Below are 15,233 nucleotides of genomic sequence, written 5' to 3' on the forward strand. Positions count from 1 at the left end.
CGATGCGGCATCCGTCTGTGAAAGCTGTCGAGGTGCTTAGGCGCGTCCGCGCAGGACCGCCTGCTTGACCTCGGCGATCGCCTTGGTCACCTCGATGCCGCGGGGGCACGCCTCGGTGCAGTTGAAGGTGGTGCGGCAGCGCCACACGCCCTCCTTGTCGTTGAGGATGTCGAGACGCACGTCGCCCGCGTCGTCGCGCGAGTCGAAGATGAAGCGGTGCGCGTTGACGATCGCGGCGGGCCCGAAGTACTGCCCGTCGGTCCAGAACACCGGGCACGACGACGTGCACGCGGCGCAGAGGATGCACTTCGTGGTGTCGTCGAAGACCTCGCGGTCCACGATCGACTGGATGCGCTCCTTGCCGGGCTCGGGCTTCGAGCTCGCGATGAGGAACGGCTGCACCTCGCGGTACGACGCGAAGAACGGCTCCATGTCGACGACGAGGTCCTTCTCGAGCGGCAGGCCCTTGATCGCCTCGACGTAGATCGGCTGCGAGATGTCGAGATCCTTGATGAGGGTCTTGCAGGCGAGCCGGTTGCGGCCGTTGATGCGCATCGCGTCGGACCCGCAGATGCCGTGGGCGCAGGATCGGCGGAACGTCAGCGAGCCGTCGACCTCCCATTTGATCTTGTGCAGGGCGTCCAGCACGCGGTCGGTCGAGTACAGCTCGACGTCGTAGTCGACCCAGCGCGGCTCTTCGTCGACCTCAGGGTTGAACCGCCGGATGATGAAGGTGACCAGGAACGACTGGATGCCGGTGTCGTTCGCGGACTCCTCCGCGCGGACGGGTGCGTCGGCGTCGGTGCGCTCGATGACGTCGGTGACCGAGGTCGACATCAGTACTTCCTCTCCAACGGTGGGTAGCGCAATTCGCCCGCCTCGTTCTTCGTGAAGACGACGGGTTTCCAGTCGAGGCGGATGTGGTCCTCCGAATGCGAGGACGCGGCATCGCCCGACAGGTACGCCATGGTGTGCTTCATGTAGTTCTCGTCGTCGCGCGTGGAGTAGTCGTCGCGCATGTGACCGCCACGGCTCTCCTTGCGGTTCTTCGCGGTCACGACCACGACCTCGGCGATGTCGAGGAGGAACCCGAGCTCGACGGCCTCGAGCAGATCGGTGTTGAACCGCTTGCCCTTGTCGTCGACGTGCACGTTCTTGAAGCGCTCGCGAAGCTCGGAGATGACCTCGAGCACCTCGCTGAGCGACTCGTCGGTGCGGAACACCTGGGCCTTGCGGTCCATCTCGTCCTGCAGCGTCTTGCGCAGCACGGCGATGCGCTCGGTGCCCTGGTTGTTGCGCAGTCCCTCGATGAGGGTGCGCACCTCGGCGGCCGGGTCATCGGGCAGCGCGACGAAGTCGGCGGTCTTGACGTACTGGACGGCGTTGCGCCCGGCGCGCTTGCCGAACACGTTGATGTCGAGCAGCGAGTTGGTGCCGAGGCGGTTCGAGCCGTGCACCGAGACGCATGCGCACTCGCCGGCGGCGTACAGGCCCGGCACGACGGTGGTGTTGTCGCTCAGCACCTGCGCGTCGTTGTTGGTCGGGATGCCGCCCATCGCGTAGTGCGCGGTCGGCATGACGGGCACGGGCTCGACGACCGGGTCGACGCCGAGGTAGGTGCGCGCGAACTCGGTGATGTCGGGGAGCTTGGTCTCGAGCACCTCGGCCCCCAGGTGCGTGCAGTCCAGCAGCACGTAGTCGCGGTGCGGGCCGGCGCCGCGCCCTTCGGCGACCTCCTGGACCATGCAGCGGCTGACGATGTCACGTGGCGCGAGGTCCTTGATGGTCGGCGCGTAGCGCTCCATGAAGCGCTCGCCCGAGGCGTTGCGCAGGATCGCGCCTTCGCCGCGGGCGCCTTCGGTGAGAAGGATGCCGAGCCCGGCGAGACCGGTCGGGTGGAACTGGAAGAACTCCATGTCCTCCAGCGGCAGGCCCTTTCGCCAGATGATGCCCACGCCGTCACCCGTGAGGGTGTGCGCGTTGGAGGTGGTCTTGAAGATCTTGCCGAAGCCCCCGGTCGCGAAGATCACGGCCTTGGACTGGAAGACGTGCAGCTCACCGGTGGCGAGCTCGTAGGCGACGACGCCCGCGATCTGCTGGTCCTTGCCTTCGCCCACCGTGATGAGGTCGAGCACGTAGAACTCGTTGAAGAAGTTGATGCCGAGCTTCACGCAGTTCTGGAACAGCGTCTGCAGGATCATGTGACCGGTGCGGTCGGCGGCGTAGCACGCGCGGCGCACGGGGGTCTTGCCGTGATCGGCGGTGTGGCCGCCGAAGCGGCGCTGGTCGATCTTTCCCTCGGGCGTGCGGTTGAACGGCAGGCCCATGTTCTCGAGGTCGATGACCGCGTCGATGGCCTCTCTTGCGAGGATCTCGGCGGCGTCCTGGTCGACGAGGTAGTCGCCGCCCTTGACGGTGTCGAAGGTGTGCCACTCCCACGAGTCCTCTTCGACGTTGGCCAGCGCCGCCGCCATCCCGCCCTGCGCCGCACCCGTGTGCGAGCGGGTGGGGTACAGCTTCGAGATGACCGCCGTCCGAGCTCCGGGACCGGCCTCGATGGCCGCCCGCATGCCGGCGCCGCCGGCGCCCACGATGACGATGTCGAACTGGTGGTAGTGGACGCCATCCTTGACGTAGCTTGCAATGCTCTCGGTGCCGGCAGGGGTCTCAGTGCTCACGCTGGATGCTTTCGGTGGTCGATGCTCGGGGGGACGCGCCCGAACGCTAGGCGCAGATGCTGACGATGAGGTCGGACGCGGTCTCGGCGTCAAAGCCGAGGCAGGGGTCGAAGGTGAAGACGACCAGCGTGCCGAGCACGATGAGGAATCCCGCGGCGAGCCACAGGGCCCACACCAGCACGCGGCGCGTCGTCGGGTGCGTGACGTAGTCGTTGACGATCGTGCGCATGCCGTTGGCGCCGTGGATCAGTGCGAGCCACAGCATCAGCACGTCCCACCACTGCCAGAACGGCGAGGCGAACTTTCCGACGACGAAGGCGAAGTCGATGCCGTGGATGCCCTCGCCGAGCATGAGGTTCACGAAGAGGTGGCCGAAGATCAGGACGACGAGCAGCACGCCGGAGGCGCGCATGTAGATCCAGCCCCACTTCTCGAGGTTGGGGCCCTTGCGCCGGGCGGGGGCGTGCGGGGCGCGGGGGTCGGCGATGGCGGTCATCAGTGGCCTCCTGCCGGAGCGAACGCGAGCATGAGGTGGCGCGGCGCGAAGCCCAGCATCGTCACGACCCACAGGCCCAGGACTCCCCACCACAGCTGGCGCTGGTGGCGGGTGGCCCACGACCAGAAGTCGACCAGGATGATGCGCAGCCCGTTGTAGGCGTGGTACGCGATGGCGCCGACGAGGGCGACCTCGCCGAGGGCCATCACCCAGTTCTTGTAGGTGCCGATCACCGCGTCGTACGCCTCGGGGGACACGCGGATGAGGGCGGTGTCGAGGATGTGGACCAGCAGGAAGAAGAAGATCGCGACGCCGGTGATGCGGTGCAGCACCCACGACCACATGCCTTCGTTTCCGCGGTACAGGGTGCCGCGGGGAACTCGGGAGGTGGTCTCGGATACCGACGGTGTGACGCGTGCTGGTGCAGACACGGCCGTCCTCCTTGGATCGAAACACGGTGGGGCTGGCCTCGGACTGTGAGGACGTCCCCCGAAGTGGCCCGGAACAGTGCGCTTCGAGCCGTCGGCGTCACGCGGGCGCTGGGACCATCCTATTCCCGTCGCGCGGGCGTGGGTGATTAGGCCGACCTAACTTCTCTCGACGTCGAGAGATTTCGGGGGCTTCGGCGGCCGTGGTGGAAAACGTTCCGAAACCTTTTGCCCTCCCTCGGAGCGCCGCCTAGCGTTTGTTGCACGCAAGAACATATGTGCCGCGAGGCGGTCCGTATGTACCGACAACGATGTCAGGAGTTCCCATGCGCCGATCGATCCGATCACTTCTGGCGGCCACCGCCGCCGCCGCCCTCGTGCTGCCCCTGTGGGGTGCGACGGCGGCCGGTGCCGCCCCGCCCGGAATCAGCAACTCCGACAAGGACGCCCTCCGCAACCAGGCGCCGCGCGACCTCGCCATCGGCAGCGCCGTCTGGGGCCAGCGCGACCTCGTCGAGTACGACCGCTCCGCGCCCACCGAGTATCAGCAGGTCCTGAGCGCGCAGTTCTCGTCCTTGACGCCCGAGAACGACATGAAATGGGATGCCGTGCACCCCGCTCCGGACGTGTACGACTTCTCGTCCGCCGACGCCCTCGTCGCCTTCGCCGAGGCGAACCACCAGCAGGTGCGCGGCCACACGCTGCTCTGGCACAGCCAGAATCCGGCGTGGGTCACCGCTGCGAGCCAGACTTGGACGTGCGACCAGGCACGTGCCGTCCTCGAAGACCACATCCGCACCGTGGTCGGTCACTTCAAGGGCGAGATCTATGAGTGGGACGTGGCGAACGAGATCTTCCAGGACACGTGGGACAACGGCGGCGTGCGTCTGCGCACCGAGGCCAATCCGTTCCTCCGGGCGTGCGCCGACGACCCGATCTCGCTCATCGAAGACGCCTTCCGCTGGGCGCACGAAGCCGACCCCGACGCCGTGCTGTTCCTCAACGACTACAACGCGGAGGGCATCAACGAGAAGACGGACGCCTACTATGCGCTCGCGCAGCGGATGCTTGCCGACGGCGTTCCGCTGGGCGGCTTCGGCGCCCAGGGCCACCTCAGCCTCCTGTACGGCTTCGACACCTCCATCCAGGCGAACTTCGAGCGCTTCGCGGCACTCGGGCTGAAGGTCGCCGTGACCGAGGCGGACGTGCGCATCCCGGTGCAGGCCGGTGAGACGGGCCCGACGCCCGAGCAGGTGGCGGTGCAGGCCGAGCGCTACGACGCCATGCTCGAGGCGTGCCTGAACGTGGCGGCGTGCTCGTCCTTCACGGTGTGGGGCTTCCCGGACGCGAACTCCTGGGTTCCCGACGTCTTCCCGGGCGAGGGCTGGGCGACGATCTTCGAGGATGACTTCACGCCGAAGCCCGCCTTCGACGCGATGCTCCAGTCGCTGACCGACGCCACACCGGGCACCTCCCCGCGGCGCGGCTGAGCCGGGCGCGACGACGGCGGGGCGCGATGCGCCCCGCCGCTGTCGCATGGAGGATCGACGAGTAGCCTCGTCAACATGTCAGGACCCATCGACGACTTCTACGCCGTGATCCCCGCCGGGGGCATCGGCAGCCGGCTGTGGCCGCTGTCCCGTGCCGACGCGCCGAAGTTCCTCCACGACCTCACCGGGTCGGGGCAGACGCTGCTCCGCGACACCTGGGACCGCCTGGCACCGCTCGCCGGTGACGACCGCATCGCCGTGGTCACCGGGCGCGCGCACCGCGGAGCGGTCGAGCGGGAGCTTCCCGGCATCGCCGACAAGAACGTCTTCCTCGAGTCCGAGCCGCGCGACTCGACGGCGGCGATCGGCCTGGCCGCCGCGATCCTCTCGCGCCGCGAGCCCGACGTCATCATCGGCTCGTTCGCCGCAGACCACGTCATCCGCGTCCCGCAGCTGTTCGAGTGGGCGGTGAACCAGGCGGTCGCCACCGCGCGAGAGGGGTACATCTGCACCATCGGCATCCAGCCGTCCGAGCCGTCCGTCGGGTTCGGCTACATCAAGAAGGGCGATGCGCTGTCCGTCGACGGAGCGCCCGAGGCGGCCCTCGTCCAGAACTTCGTGGAGAAGCCGGATCTCGAGACCGCGAAGGAGTACTTCGCCGACCGCAACTACCTGTGGAACGCGGGCATGTTCATCTCCCGCGCCGACGTGCTGCTCGCCGAGATCGCCGAGAACGAGCCGGAGCTCCACGCCGGGCTCATGGAGCTCGCCGGGGCGTGGGACGACCGCGAGGAGCGCGGGCCGGTCGTGGACCAGGTGTGGCCGACGCTCAAGAAGATCGCGATCGACTACTCCGTCGCCGAGCCCGCGGCCGCGAAGGGTCGCCTCGCCGTCATCCCCGGGCACTTCGACTGGGACGACGTGGGCGACTTCGCGAGTCTCGCCAAGCTCAACTCGCACGGCCGCAAGAACGATCTGGCGATCCTCGGCGAGAACGCCCGCATCCTGTCGGATGCCGCCAGCGGCATCGTGGTCAGCCAGACGCGGCGCGTCATCAGCCTGATCGGCGTGCGAGACATCGTCGTGGTCGACACCGAGGATGCGCTCCTCGTGACCACCAGCGAACACGCCCAGCGGGTGAAGGGCGTCGTCGATGCGCTCAAGCTGAGCGGGCGCGGCGAGGTGCTCTGAAGGTCCCACGCCTCTCCACTCATCCCTTCGCGCTGAGCGGAGCCTCGGGCGCATGGGCCCAGCCGCGGCTGCGGCATCCGTTTTCCTCATCGACTTCTCATCGCACCGCAGATTGCGTCTTTGTAACCTTTCGCGAACGGGGGGCCGCGAAGCATGCAACCGCGCCGTCACAGTGGGTAACTTTGTCCAGTCCCCGTGAAGGACGCGGGAGAACGTAGTGGAGGCTGAGTTGACCATCTCACGCACCAAGAAGCTCATCGGCGTCACAGCCGCCGCGAGCCTGCTGATCGCCCTCGCGGGCTGCGGCTCCGCCCCGGAGGAGACCGACCCGACCGGTGACGCCGGTGACGTCGTCGACGGCTTCACCCCCTGCCTCGTCTCGGACGACGGCGGGTTCAACGACAAGTCGTTCAACCAGTCGGCCCTCGAAGGCATGGAGCGCGCCGCCGAGGAGCTCGGCGTCGAGCCGATCGAGGTGGAGTCCAGCTCGGCCAACGACTACGCGCCCAACCTCGAGAACCTGATCGCCGAAGGCTGCACGTTCATCGTCTCGGTCGGCTTCAAGCTCTCGGCCGACACGATCGCCTCGGCGAACGCGAACCCCGAAGTGACCTACGCGATCATCGACGACTGGGCCGACAACACCGGCGCGAAGGACGACGAGGGCAACGACATCGGCGACGGCGCCACCGACGCCCCCAACATCAAGCCGCTCATGTTCGACACGGTCCAGGCCGCGTACCTCGGCGGCTACGCCGCGGCCGCCTGGTCGGCGCAGGCCGGCGTCAACAAGGTCGGCACGTTCGGCGGCATCCCGATCCCGCCGGTCACCATCTTCATGGACGGCTTCGTCGACGGTGTCGCGAAGTACAACGAAGACAAGGGCGGCGCTGTCGAGACCTACGGCTGGGACGTGGCCGCGCAGCAGGGCTCGATGACCGGTGGCTTCCAGGCCAACGACACCGCCAAGCAGACCGCGCAGGGCATCCTCGACCAGGGCGTCGACGTGATCCTGCCCGTCGGCGGCCCGATCTACCAGAGCGCGCGTGACGCCATCACCGACGGCGGCACCGGCACCGTCATGCTCGGCGTCGACTCCGACCTCGCCGCGGCCGACCCGTCGGTCGCCGACATGGTGCTCGTCTCGATCATGAAGCGCATCGACGAGGCCGTCTACCAGGCCACGCTGGAGGCGTCGACCGGTGACTTCGACGTCACGCCGTACATCGGCACGCTCGAGAACGACGGTGTCGGCCTGTCCGGCTTCGGCTCCTTCGAGGCCGAGCTGCCCGAGGGCCTGACCGACGAGCTCGACGCGCTGCGCGAGCAGATCATCTCGGGCGAGCTCGAGGTGACCTCGCCCAGCTCGCCGTAACGGCAGCACGACGACAGGACGCGGCCGGGTGGACGATTCCACCCGGCCGCGTTCTTCCGGCGTGGCGACGCCGATGGGCCCGCGGCCGGCCGGTCGGACGGCGCCGCCCCCTCCCGGATATATCTGCCGCGGCCTCCTGGATATATATAAGGTGCAGTTATGAAGCTCGAGCTCCGTGGCATCACGAAGCGTTTCGGGTCTCTCGTCGCGAACGACCACATCGATCTCGTGGTCCAGCCCGGTGAGATCCACGCCCTTCTCGGGGAGAACGGCGCCGGCAAGTCCACTCTGATGAACGTGCTCTACGGCCTCTACCAGGCCGACGAGGGGGAGATCCTCCTGGACGACGCCGTCCAGCACTTCCGCGGACCCGGCGACGCGATGAACGCGGGCATCGGCATGGTGCACCAGCACTTCATGCTCATCCCTGTCTTCACCGTCGCTGAGAACGTCATGCTCGGGCACGAAGACACCAAAGCGCTCGGCGCCCTCGACCTCGCCAAGGCGCGCCAGCACGTGCGCGCCGTCGCCGACCGGTTCGGCTTCGAGGTCGACCCCGACGCCCTTGTCGGGGACCTGCCCGTCGGAGTCCAGCAGCGCGTCGAGATCATCAAGGCGCTCTCGCGCGACGCCAAGGTGCTCGTGTTCGACGAGCCCACGGCGGTGCTGACGCCGCAGGAGACCGACGAGCTGATGGCCATCATGCGCCAGCTGCGCGACGAGGGCACGTCGATCGTCTTCATCACCCACAAGCTGCGCGAGGTCCGCGCGGTCGCGGACCGCATCACGGTGATCCGGCTCGGCAAGGTCGTCGGTGAGGCAGCGCCCACCGCATCCAACGCCGAGCTGGCCTCTCTCATGGTCGGACGCGCCGTCGAGCTGACCGTGCACAAAGACCCGCCGAAGCCCGGCGAAGGCGGCCTCGAGGTGCGTGACCTGCGGGTCGTGACCGCCAACGGCACGGTGGTCGTCGACAACGTGAGCTTCGACGTGCGCCCGGGAGAGATCCTGGCCGTCGCAGGCGTGCAGGGCAACGGCCAGACCGAGCTGATCGAGGCGATGGTCGGACTGGCGGACCGCGTGAGCGGCTCGATCGAGCTCGACGGGATCGAGCTCGTGGGCAAGAGCGTGCGCGGCATCCTCGACGAGGGCGTCGGGTTCGTCCCCGAGGACCGCACCGAGGACGGCCTCGTCGGCACCTTCTCGGTGGCGGAGAACCTCATCCTCGACCGCTCCGGCGACACCGCGTTCGTCTCCGGCGGAACGATCCGCCGCGGCGTGCTCGACGACTTCGCCAAGGCGCGCATCACCGAGTACGACATCCGGACGCAAGGCCCCGACGTTCCGGCCGGTACCCTGTCGGGCGGCAACCAGCAGAAGGTCGTCATCGCGCGCGAGATGAGCCGCGAGCTGAAGCTGCTCGTCGCCGCGCAGCCGACACGCGGTGTCGACGTCGGTTCGATCGAGTTCATCCACAAGCGCATCGTCGAGACGCGGGATGCCGGCATCCCCGTCGTCGTCGTCTCCACCGAGCTGGACGAGGTCGCCGCCCTCGCCGACCGCATCGTCGTGATGTACCGCGGCGCGATCGTCGGCATCGTGCCCGGCGACACCGCCCGTGACGTTCTCGGCCTCATGATGGCCGGCGAGAAGCCAGAGGAGGCGGTCGCGTGAGCGGTCAGATCCCCGCCGCGAGCGGCGAACCGCTGAAGGGCCTGCCGCCCGAGCAGCTCCCGAACGTCTCGGGGCCCCTCACGGGCTCGCCCGACCTCCCCGCGCCGACTCCCGATGCGCCCGGCGCCGTCGACGGCGAGGTGCCCCCGCCGCCGCGCCAGAACGTCTTCATCAAGGATCTCCTGCGCAGCAACTGGGTCACGACGGTCCTCGCGATCGTCGTGGCGATGATCGTCGGCGGCATCCTCATGGCGCTCACCGACGAAGAGGTCCAGGAGGCCTCCGGCTACTTCTTCGCGCGCCCCGGCGACACCTTCGTCGCCATCTGGAACGCGGTGTACGGCGGCTATGAGGCGATGTTCCGCGGTGCCGTCTTCAACCCCCGCGCCAACGACTTCGCGACCCAGATCCGGCCGCTCACGAACACGCTCGGATTCGCCGCGCCGCTCATCGCGGCCGGCCTCGGTGTCGCGCTCGCCTTCCGCGTCGGCCTCTTCAACATCGGCGGCCGCGGTCAGATCCTGATCGCGTGCGCGACCGCGGCGCTCCTGACGTTCAACCTGAACCTGCCGATCTTCCTCCAGCTGCCGCTGACGCTCGCCGCGGGAATTGCGGGCGGTGCGATCTGGGGTGGCATCGTCGGTGTGCTGAAGGCCCGCACCGGCGCGCACGAGGTGATCCTCACGATCATGCTCAACTACGTCGCGTTCTACCTCGTGACGTGGATGGTGCGCACCCCCGGCATCCTGCAGCGTCCGGCCGGCGATCAGCCGATCTCGCAGGCGACCCCGGCCAACGCGCAGTTCCCCGAGCTCCTCGGGCCCCGCTTCCCGCTGCTGGACTGGGGTTTCATCATCGTGATCGCAGCCACCGTGTTCGTGTGGTGGCTGGTCGAGCGCTCGAGCCTCGGATTCCGCCTGCGCGCAGTGGGTGAGAACCCGCATGCGGCCCGCGCATCCGGCATCTCGGTGCAGCGGATGTACATCTACGCGATGCTGTTCGCCGGAGGCCTGGCGGGCCTCGCCGGCATGAACCAGATCCAGGGCTCGGTGACCACCGGCTTCGACGGTCTCATCGACGCCGGCATCGGCTTCGACGCCATCACCGTGGCCCTCCTCGGTCGCAGCCGGGCATGGGGCGTGTTCGCGGCCGGCATCCTGTTCGGCGCGCTCAAGGCGGGCTCGTTCACGATGCAGGCGTCGCAGGGCATCCCGGTCGACATCGTGCTCGTCGTGCAGTCGCTGATCGTGCTGTTCATCGCGGCCCCGCCGCTCATCCGCACGATCTTCTTCCTGCCGAAGACCGATGCCGAGAAGGCCGCCAAGGCGAGAGCCAAGGCCGCGAAGAAGGCGGTGTCCGCATGACCACCCTCGCTCCCGCGCCGGCCGCAGGCGGAACGATCCAGCTCGCCACCGTGAAGGTGCGCCACTTCAAGCTGCCCGTCACCCTCGCGATCGCGACGGTGCTGCTCGCCCTGCTCTTCCTGCTGGTGCCGCGCAACGGCGTCAGCACGTTCCGCCTCGGCGACCCCGGATCGTCGATCGCGCTGCCGAACGTGAGCGTTCCGACCGCGCTGACCTGCTGGATCGTGGTCGCGCTGCTGGTCCTGCTCACGCTGTGGGCGTTCTGGGACGCGATCTCGTACCGCCGCACCGGGATCTGGCTGCCGATCGTCTACGGCTTCCTCGCCATCTTCGCGTTCCTGGTGTGGGCCTCGGCGGGCGGCCTGGTGCCGGTCACCGGACTGCTGTTCGGTTCGCTGTCGCTCTCGGTGCCCCTCATCTTCGGTGCGCTGGGAGGTGTCATCGGAGAGCGCGTGGGTGTGGTCAACGTGGCGATCGAGGGGCAGTTCCTCTTCGGCGCGTTCAGTGCCGCACTGCTGGCGAGCATCACGCAGAACCCCTTCGTCGGGCTCATCGGAGCGATGATCGGCGGCGTGCTGGTGGCGTTCGTCCTGGCGGCGTTCTCGATCAAGTACCTCGTCGACCAGGTGATCGTCGGTGTCGTGCTCAACGTTCTCGTCACCGGTCTCACCGGGTTCCTCTATGGTGCGCTGCTCGTTCCGAACGAGGCGGAGCTGAACCGGCCGGTGCGCTTCACGCGCTGGGAGATCCCCGTCCTCAGCGAGATCCCCATCATCGGCCCCGTGCTCTTCAATCAGACCTTCATCGTGTACCTCATGTACGTGACGATCGCGCTGGTCGCGTGGGGCCTGTACCGGACGCGCTGGGGCCTTCGCCTGCGTGCTGTCGGCGAGCACCCGCAGGCCGCCGACACAGTGGGCATCAAGGTCAACACGAGCCGCTTCTGGAACGTCTCGCTCGCCGGCGCGATCGCCGGCATCGGCGGCGCGTACTTCACGCTCGTCTCGGTGGGGCAGTTCACCAAGGAGATGACCGCGGGGCTCGGCTTCATCGCGCTGGCGGCCGTCATCTTCGGTCGCTGGGATCCGATCCGGGCGACGCTCGCCGCGCTGCTCTTCGGCTTCGCCACGAACCTGCAGAACCTCCTGACGGTGCTGCGCACGCCGATCCCCAGTGAGTTCATGCTGATGCTGCCCTACCTTGTGACGATCATCGCCGTCGCCGGTTTCGCCGGTCAGATCCGCGGCCCAGCGGCGGCCGGCAAGCCCTACATAAAGGGTTGACCGTGCCCGCCGCGACCCTGACGAGGGACGGATGCCGAGCCGCGGCATCCGCACCCGCCGCCGCCGACCCTCCGGATACCGGGCCGGTCGGGCGGATGCTCCGACGGGCTCGACGGAACGGCGGCGGACCCCTGTGACGCTTTCCCTCACCGTGAACGGAGCCCTGAAGTGACCGATATCGACTGGGACGAGCTGCGCGCCGCCGCGACCGACGCCATGCAGCGCGCCTACGCGCCCTACTCGCGCTACAAGGTGGGAGCGGCCGCGCTCGTGACCGACGGCCGCATCGTCACGGGCTGCAACGTCGAGAACGCGTCGTACGGCGTGGGGCTCTGCGCCGAATGCGGTCTGGTCAGCGAACTGCAGATGTCGGGCGGGGGAGGCCTCGTGGCCTTCGTGTGCGTCAACGGCCACGGCGACACGATCATGCCGTGCGGCCGCTGCCGGCAGCTGCTCAACGAGTTCGCGATCCCGGGCATGCTGCTCGAGACCGTGTCGGGCATCCGCACGATCGACGAGGTGCTCCCCGACGCGTTCGGGCCCCGCGACCTCGAGGAGGCGGCGCGATGACGGATGCCGCGGTGGAGCCGTTCGACGCGGTCGACGTCATCCGCGCGAAGCGTGACGGCGGCGCGGTGTCCGAGAGCGCGCTGCGCTGGATGGTGGACGCGTATACCCGCGGCTACGTCGCGGACTCCCAGATGGCGGCGTTCGCGATGGCGGTGCTGCTCAACGGCATGGCACGCGACGAGATCCGCGTCATGACCGACGCGATGATCGCGTCGGGGGAGCGGATGAGCTTCTCCGGGCTCGGCAAGCCGACGGTGGACAAGCATTCCACGGGCGGCGTCGGCGACAAGATCACGCTGCCGCTGGCCCCGCTGGTCGCCTCGTTCGGCGTCGCAGTGCCGCAGCTCTCGGGCCGCGGGCTCGGTCACACCGGCGGCACGCTCGACAAGCTCGAGTCGATCCCCGGGTGGCGCGCGGCGCTGTCGAACGACGAGATGTTCGCGCAGCTGCGCGACGTCGGCGCGGTCATCTGCGCCGCCGGCTCGGGGCTCGCGCCCGCCGACAAGAAGCTCTACGCGCTGCGCGATGTCACCGGCACCGTCGAGGCCATCCCGCTGATCGCGTCGAGCATCATGTCGAAGAAGATCGCCGAGGGCACCGACTCGCTCGTCCTCGACGTGAAGTTCGGCTCCGGCGCGTTCATGCGCGACGTCGACAAGGCGCGCGAGCTGGCGCGCACCATGGTGGCGCTCGGCACGGACTCGGGCGTGGCGACGACCGCGCTCCTGACCGACATGAACACGCCTCTCGGTCTCGCCATCGGCAATGCCAACGAGGTGCGCGAGTCTGTCGAGGTGCTCGCCGGCGGCGGCCCCGCCGACGTGGTGGAACTGACGATCGCGCTCGCGCGCGAGATGCTCGCGCTCGCCGGGCAGCCCGACGCGGACGTCGAGGCGGCACTGCAGGACGGCCGTGCGATGGACGCCTGGCGCGCCATGATCCGCGCCCAGGACGGCGACCCGGATGCCGCCCTCCCGGCCCCGAACGAGACCCACACGGTCACGTCGACTCAGGCGGGATACGTCGCCGGCATGGAGGCGCTGCCGTTCGGCATCGCCGCATGGCGTCTGGGTGCCGGCCGCGCGCGTGCGCAGGACCCGGTGCTGCACGCTGCCGGCATCGATCTCCACGTCAAGCCGGGCGACGAGGTCGCGGTCGGACAGCCGCTGTTCACCCTGCTCGGCGAGGATGACTCGCGCTTCGAGCGTGCCCTCGAAGCCGTCGAGGGCGCGTGGCGGATCGGCGCCGAGGCGCCGGCTGCCGCGCCTCTCGTCCTGGAACGCATCACCGCCTAGGCTGGGTCAGTCCCGCGCCGGGGATCCGGTGCGGCGCCGGGTCGCGGCATCCGTCCCACATCCCCACTCGCGATCGCAAACGAGGAGAAATCCATGCCCATCGACCAGCACGGCGACGCCATTCTCGATGGCGTGTCGCTCCGCAGCCTTCCCAAGGTGTCGCTCCACGATCACCTCGACGGCGGTGTGCGGCCGGCGACGATCATCGAGTTGGCGGACGCGATCGGGCTCGACGTGCCGGAGTCCGAGCCGGACGATCTGGCGGACTGGTTCGCAGAGAAGAGCGACTCGGGTTCGCTCGTCGAGTACCTGAAGACCTTCGACCTGACGACCGGCGTGATGCAGACCCGCGAGGGTCTCACGCGCGTCGCGCGCGAGTTCGTCGAGGATCTGGCCGCCGACGGCGTGATCTACGGCGAGGTGCGATGGGCGCCCGAGCAGCACCTGGCCCGCGGGCTGTCGCTCGACGAGGTCGTCGCCGCGGTCCAGCAGGGCATCGAGGAGGGCGAGGATGCCGCGGAGCGTCGCGGGCACGACATCCGCGTCGGGCAGCTCATCACCGCGATGCGCCACACCGACCGATCGCTCGAGATCGCCCGGCTCGCCGTCGAGTGGCGCAACCGTGGGGCGGTCGGCTTCGACATCGCCGGGCCCGAGGACGGCTTCCCGGCCTCGAACCACCGCGACGCCTTCGACTACCTGGCGTCCGAGTTCTTCCCCGCGACCGTGCACGCGGGTGAGGCGGCCGGGCTCGAGTCGATCCGCTCGGCGCTCATCGACGGCCGCGCGCTGCGTCTCGGTCACGGCGTGCGCCTCGCCGAAGACCTCGAGGTGGTGTCGCGCGCGGGCGAGGAGGTGCTGGTGCAGTTCGGCGATCTCGCCCGCTGGGTGCGCGACCGTGAGATCCCGCTGGAGCTGTCGCCGTCGTCGAACCTGCAGACGGGGGCGATCGAGCGCTGGGGCACCACGATGGAGGACCACCCCTTCGACCTGCTGTACCAGCTCGGCTTCTCGGTGACCGTGAACGTCGACAACCGCACGATGAGCCGCACGTCGCTGACGCGCGAGCTGGCGCTGCTCGCCGAGACCTTCGAGTACGGCCTCGACGACCTCGAGACCTTCCAGCTCAACGCCGCGGCCGGCGCCTTCCTCCCCGTGGAGGAGCGCGAGGAGCTCATCGACCTCATCGCCGAGGGCTTCGAGGCCTAGCCGCGCGGCGGCCGGTTCCGGACGGATGCCTCGGTTCGAGGCATCCGCTCTTCCTCCGGTGCGCCCGGTGCGGTGTGGATGGCGGTGTGTGATCCGCTCGTCCTCGCCGCCGGCGTCAGGCAGCTGCGCGTTCCGGGCCCCCGCCATCTGGTGCGGTCCGGACATCGCCGGTTTCGGGGT

Annotated in this window: 13 protein-coding genes; 9 read left to right on the forward strand and 4 right to left on the reverse strand. The window is 68.8% G+C overall.

All coding sequences use genetic code 11. The features are described from left to right. Positions 1-36 precede the first annotated feature (36 nt). The 4 genes from B1729_RS02020 to sdhC are packed head-to-tail and all read right to left on the reverse strand — an operon-like array spanning position 37 to position 3,605. On the reverse strand, positions 37-837 hold the full coding sequence (locus B1729_RS02020; RefSeq protein WP_204260189.1) for a succinate dehydrogenase iron-sulfur subunit: 801 nt from the start codon (positions 835-837) through the stop codon (positions 37-39). Then, the gene (gene sdhA, locus B1729_RS02025) at positions 837-2,678 is read right to left on the reverse strand and encodes a succinate dehydrogenase flavoprotein subunit (RefSeq protein ID WP_163630423.1); all 1,842 of its coding nucleotides are present in this window, start codon (positions 2,676-2,678) and stop codon (positions 837-839) included. The genes B1729_RS02020 and sdhA overlap by 1 nt, the downstream gene beginning before the upstream one ends. Positions 2,679-2,724: 46 nt before the next feature. Then, the gene (locus B1729_RS02030) at positions 2,725-3,174 is read right to left on the reverse strand and encodes a succinate dehydrogenase hydrophobic membrane anchor subunit (RefSeq protein ID WP_163620583.1); all 450 of its coding nucleotides are present in this window, start codon (positions 3,172-3,174) and stop codon (positions 2,725-2,727) included. Continuing rightward, complete coding sequence (gene sdhC, locus B1729_RS02035) at positions 3,174-3,605, reverse strand: succinate dehydrogenase, cytochrome b556 subunit (RefSeq protein ID WP_163630425.1); 432 nt, start codon at positions 3,603-3,605, stop codon at positions 3,174-3,176. Before sdhC ends, B1729_RS02030 begins: the two co-directional genes overlap by 1 nt. Positions 3,606-3,928: 323 nt before the next feature. On the opposite strand from sdhC, the gene B1729_RS02040 reads away from it, so the two are divergent. The 9 genes from B1729_RS02040 (at position 3,929) to B1729_RS02080 (ending at position 15,053) form a co-directional block, all read left to right on the forward strand. Next, positions 3,929-5,092, forward strand: a complete 1,164-nt coding sequence (locus tag B1729_RS02040) for an endo-1,4-beta-xylanase (RefSeq protein WP_163630426.1) — start codon at positions 3,929-3,931, stop codon at positions 5,090-5,092. Positions 5,093-5,167: 75 nt separating this feature from the next. Beyond that, positions 5,168-6,283 (forward strand): mannose-1-phosphate guanylyltransferase, encoded by a 1,116-nt coding sequence (locus B1729_RS02045; protein WP_163620586.1) that lies wholly within the window; start codon positions 5,168-5,170, stop codon positions 6,281-6,283. 229 nt (positions 6,284-6,512) lie between these two features. Continuing rightward, positions 6,513-7,658 carry a BMP family ABC transporter substrate-binding protein gene (locus B1729_RS02050; protein WP_163630428.1) on the forward strand — a complete coding sequence of 382 codons (1,146 nt, stop codon included), beginning with the start codon at positions 6,513-6,515 and terminating at the stop codon, positions 7,656-7,658. A 159-nt stretch (positions 7,659-7,817) separates the two neighbouring features. Next, positions 7,818-9,332 carry an ABC transporter ATP-binding protein gene (locus B1729_RS02055; RefSeq protein ID WP_163630430.1) on the forward strand — a complete coding sequence of 505 codons (1,515 nt, stop codon included), beginning with the start codon at positions 7,818-7,820 and terminating at the stop codon, positions 9,330-9,332. Further along, positions 9,329-10,696, forward strand: a complete 1,368-nt coding sequence (locus tag B1729_RS02060) for an ABC transporter permease (RefSeq protein WP_204318840.1) — start codon at positions 9,329-9,331, stop codon at positions 10,694-10,696. Before B1729_RS02055 ends, B1729_RS02060 begins: the two co-directional genes overlap by 4 nt. Continuing rightward, a complete protein-coding gene (locus B1729_RS02065; protein WP_163630432.1) occupies positions 10,693-11,979 on the forward strand; it encodes an ABC transporter permease in 1,287 nt (428 codons plus the stop codon). Before B1729_RS02060 ends, B1729_RS02065 begins: the two co-directional genes overlap by 4 nt. Positions 11,980-12,147: 168 nt before the next feature. Next, positions 12,148-12,549, forward strand: a complete 402-nt coding sequence (locus B1729_RS02070) for a cytidine deaminase (protein ID WP_163620590.1) — start codon at positions 12,148-12,150, stop codon at positions 12,547-12,549. After that, complete coding sequence (locus B1729_RS02075) at positions 12,546-13,844, forward strand: thymidine phosphorylase (RefSeq protein ID WP_163630434.1); 1,299 nt, start codon at positions 12,546-12,548, stop codon at positions 13,842-13,844. Before B1729_RS02070 ends, B1729_RS02075 begins: the two co-directional genes overlap by 4 nt. Before the next feature lie 93 nt (positions 13,845-13,937). Next, a complete protein-coding gene (locus B1729_RS02080; RefSeq protein WP_163620592.1) occupies positions 13,938-15,053 on the forward strand; it encodes an adenosine deaminase in 1,116 nt (371 codons plus the stop codon). Positions 15,054-15,233: the final 180 nt, after the last annotated feature.

Source organism: Microbacterium sp. B35-04 (assembly GCF_010634885.1).
Classification (GTDB): domain Bacteria; phylum Actinomycetota; class Actinomycetes; order Actinomycetales; family Microbacteriaceae; genus Microbacterium.

Coding starts and splice junctions, on each gene's coding strand:
- B1729_RS02040 (WP_163630426.1), top strand. CDS start 3,929: ATGCGCCGATCGATCCGATCACTTCTGGCGGCCACCGCCGCCGCCGCC.
- B1729_RS02065 (WP_163630432.1), top strand. CDS start 10,693: ATGACCACCCTCGCTCCCGCGCCGGCCGCAGGCGGAACGATCCAGCTC.
- B1729_RS02045 (WP_163620586.1), top strand. CDS start 5,168: ATGTCAGGACCCATCGACGACTTCTACGCCGTGATCCCCGCCGGGGGC.
- B1729_RS02020 (WP_204260189.1), bottom strand. CDS start 837: ATGTCGACCTCGGTCACCGACGTCATCGAGCGCACCGACGCCGACGCA.
- B1729_RS02080 (WP_163620592.1), top strand. CDS start 13,938: ATGCCCATCGACCAGCACGGCGACGCCATTCTCGATGGCGTGTCGCTC.
- B1729_RS02055 (WP_163630430.1), top strand. CDS start 7,818: ATGAAGCTCGAGCTCCGTGGCATCACGAAGCGTTTCGGGTCTCTCGTC.
- B1729_RS02030 (WP_163620583.1), bottom strand. CDS start 3,174: ATGACCGCCATCGCCGACCCCCGCGCCCCGCACGCCCCCGCCCGGCGC.
- B1729_RS02075 (WP_163630434.1), top strand. CDS start 12,546: ATGACGGATGCCGCGGTGGAGCCGTTCGACGCGGTCGACGTCATCCGC.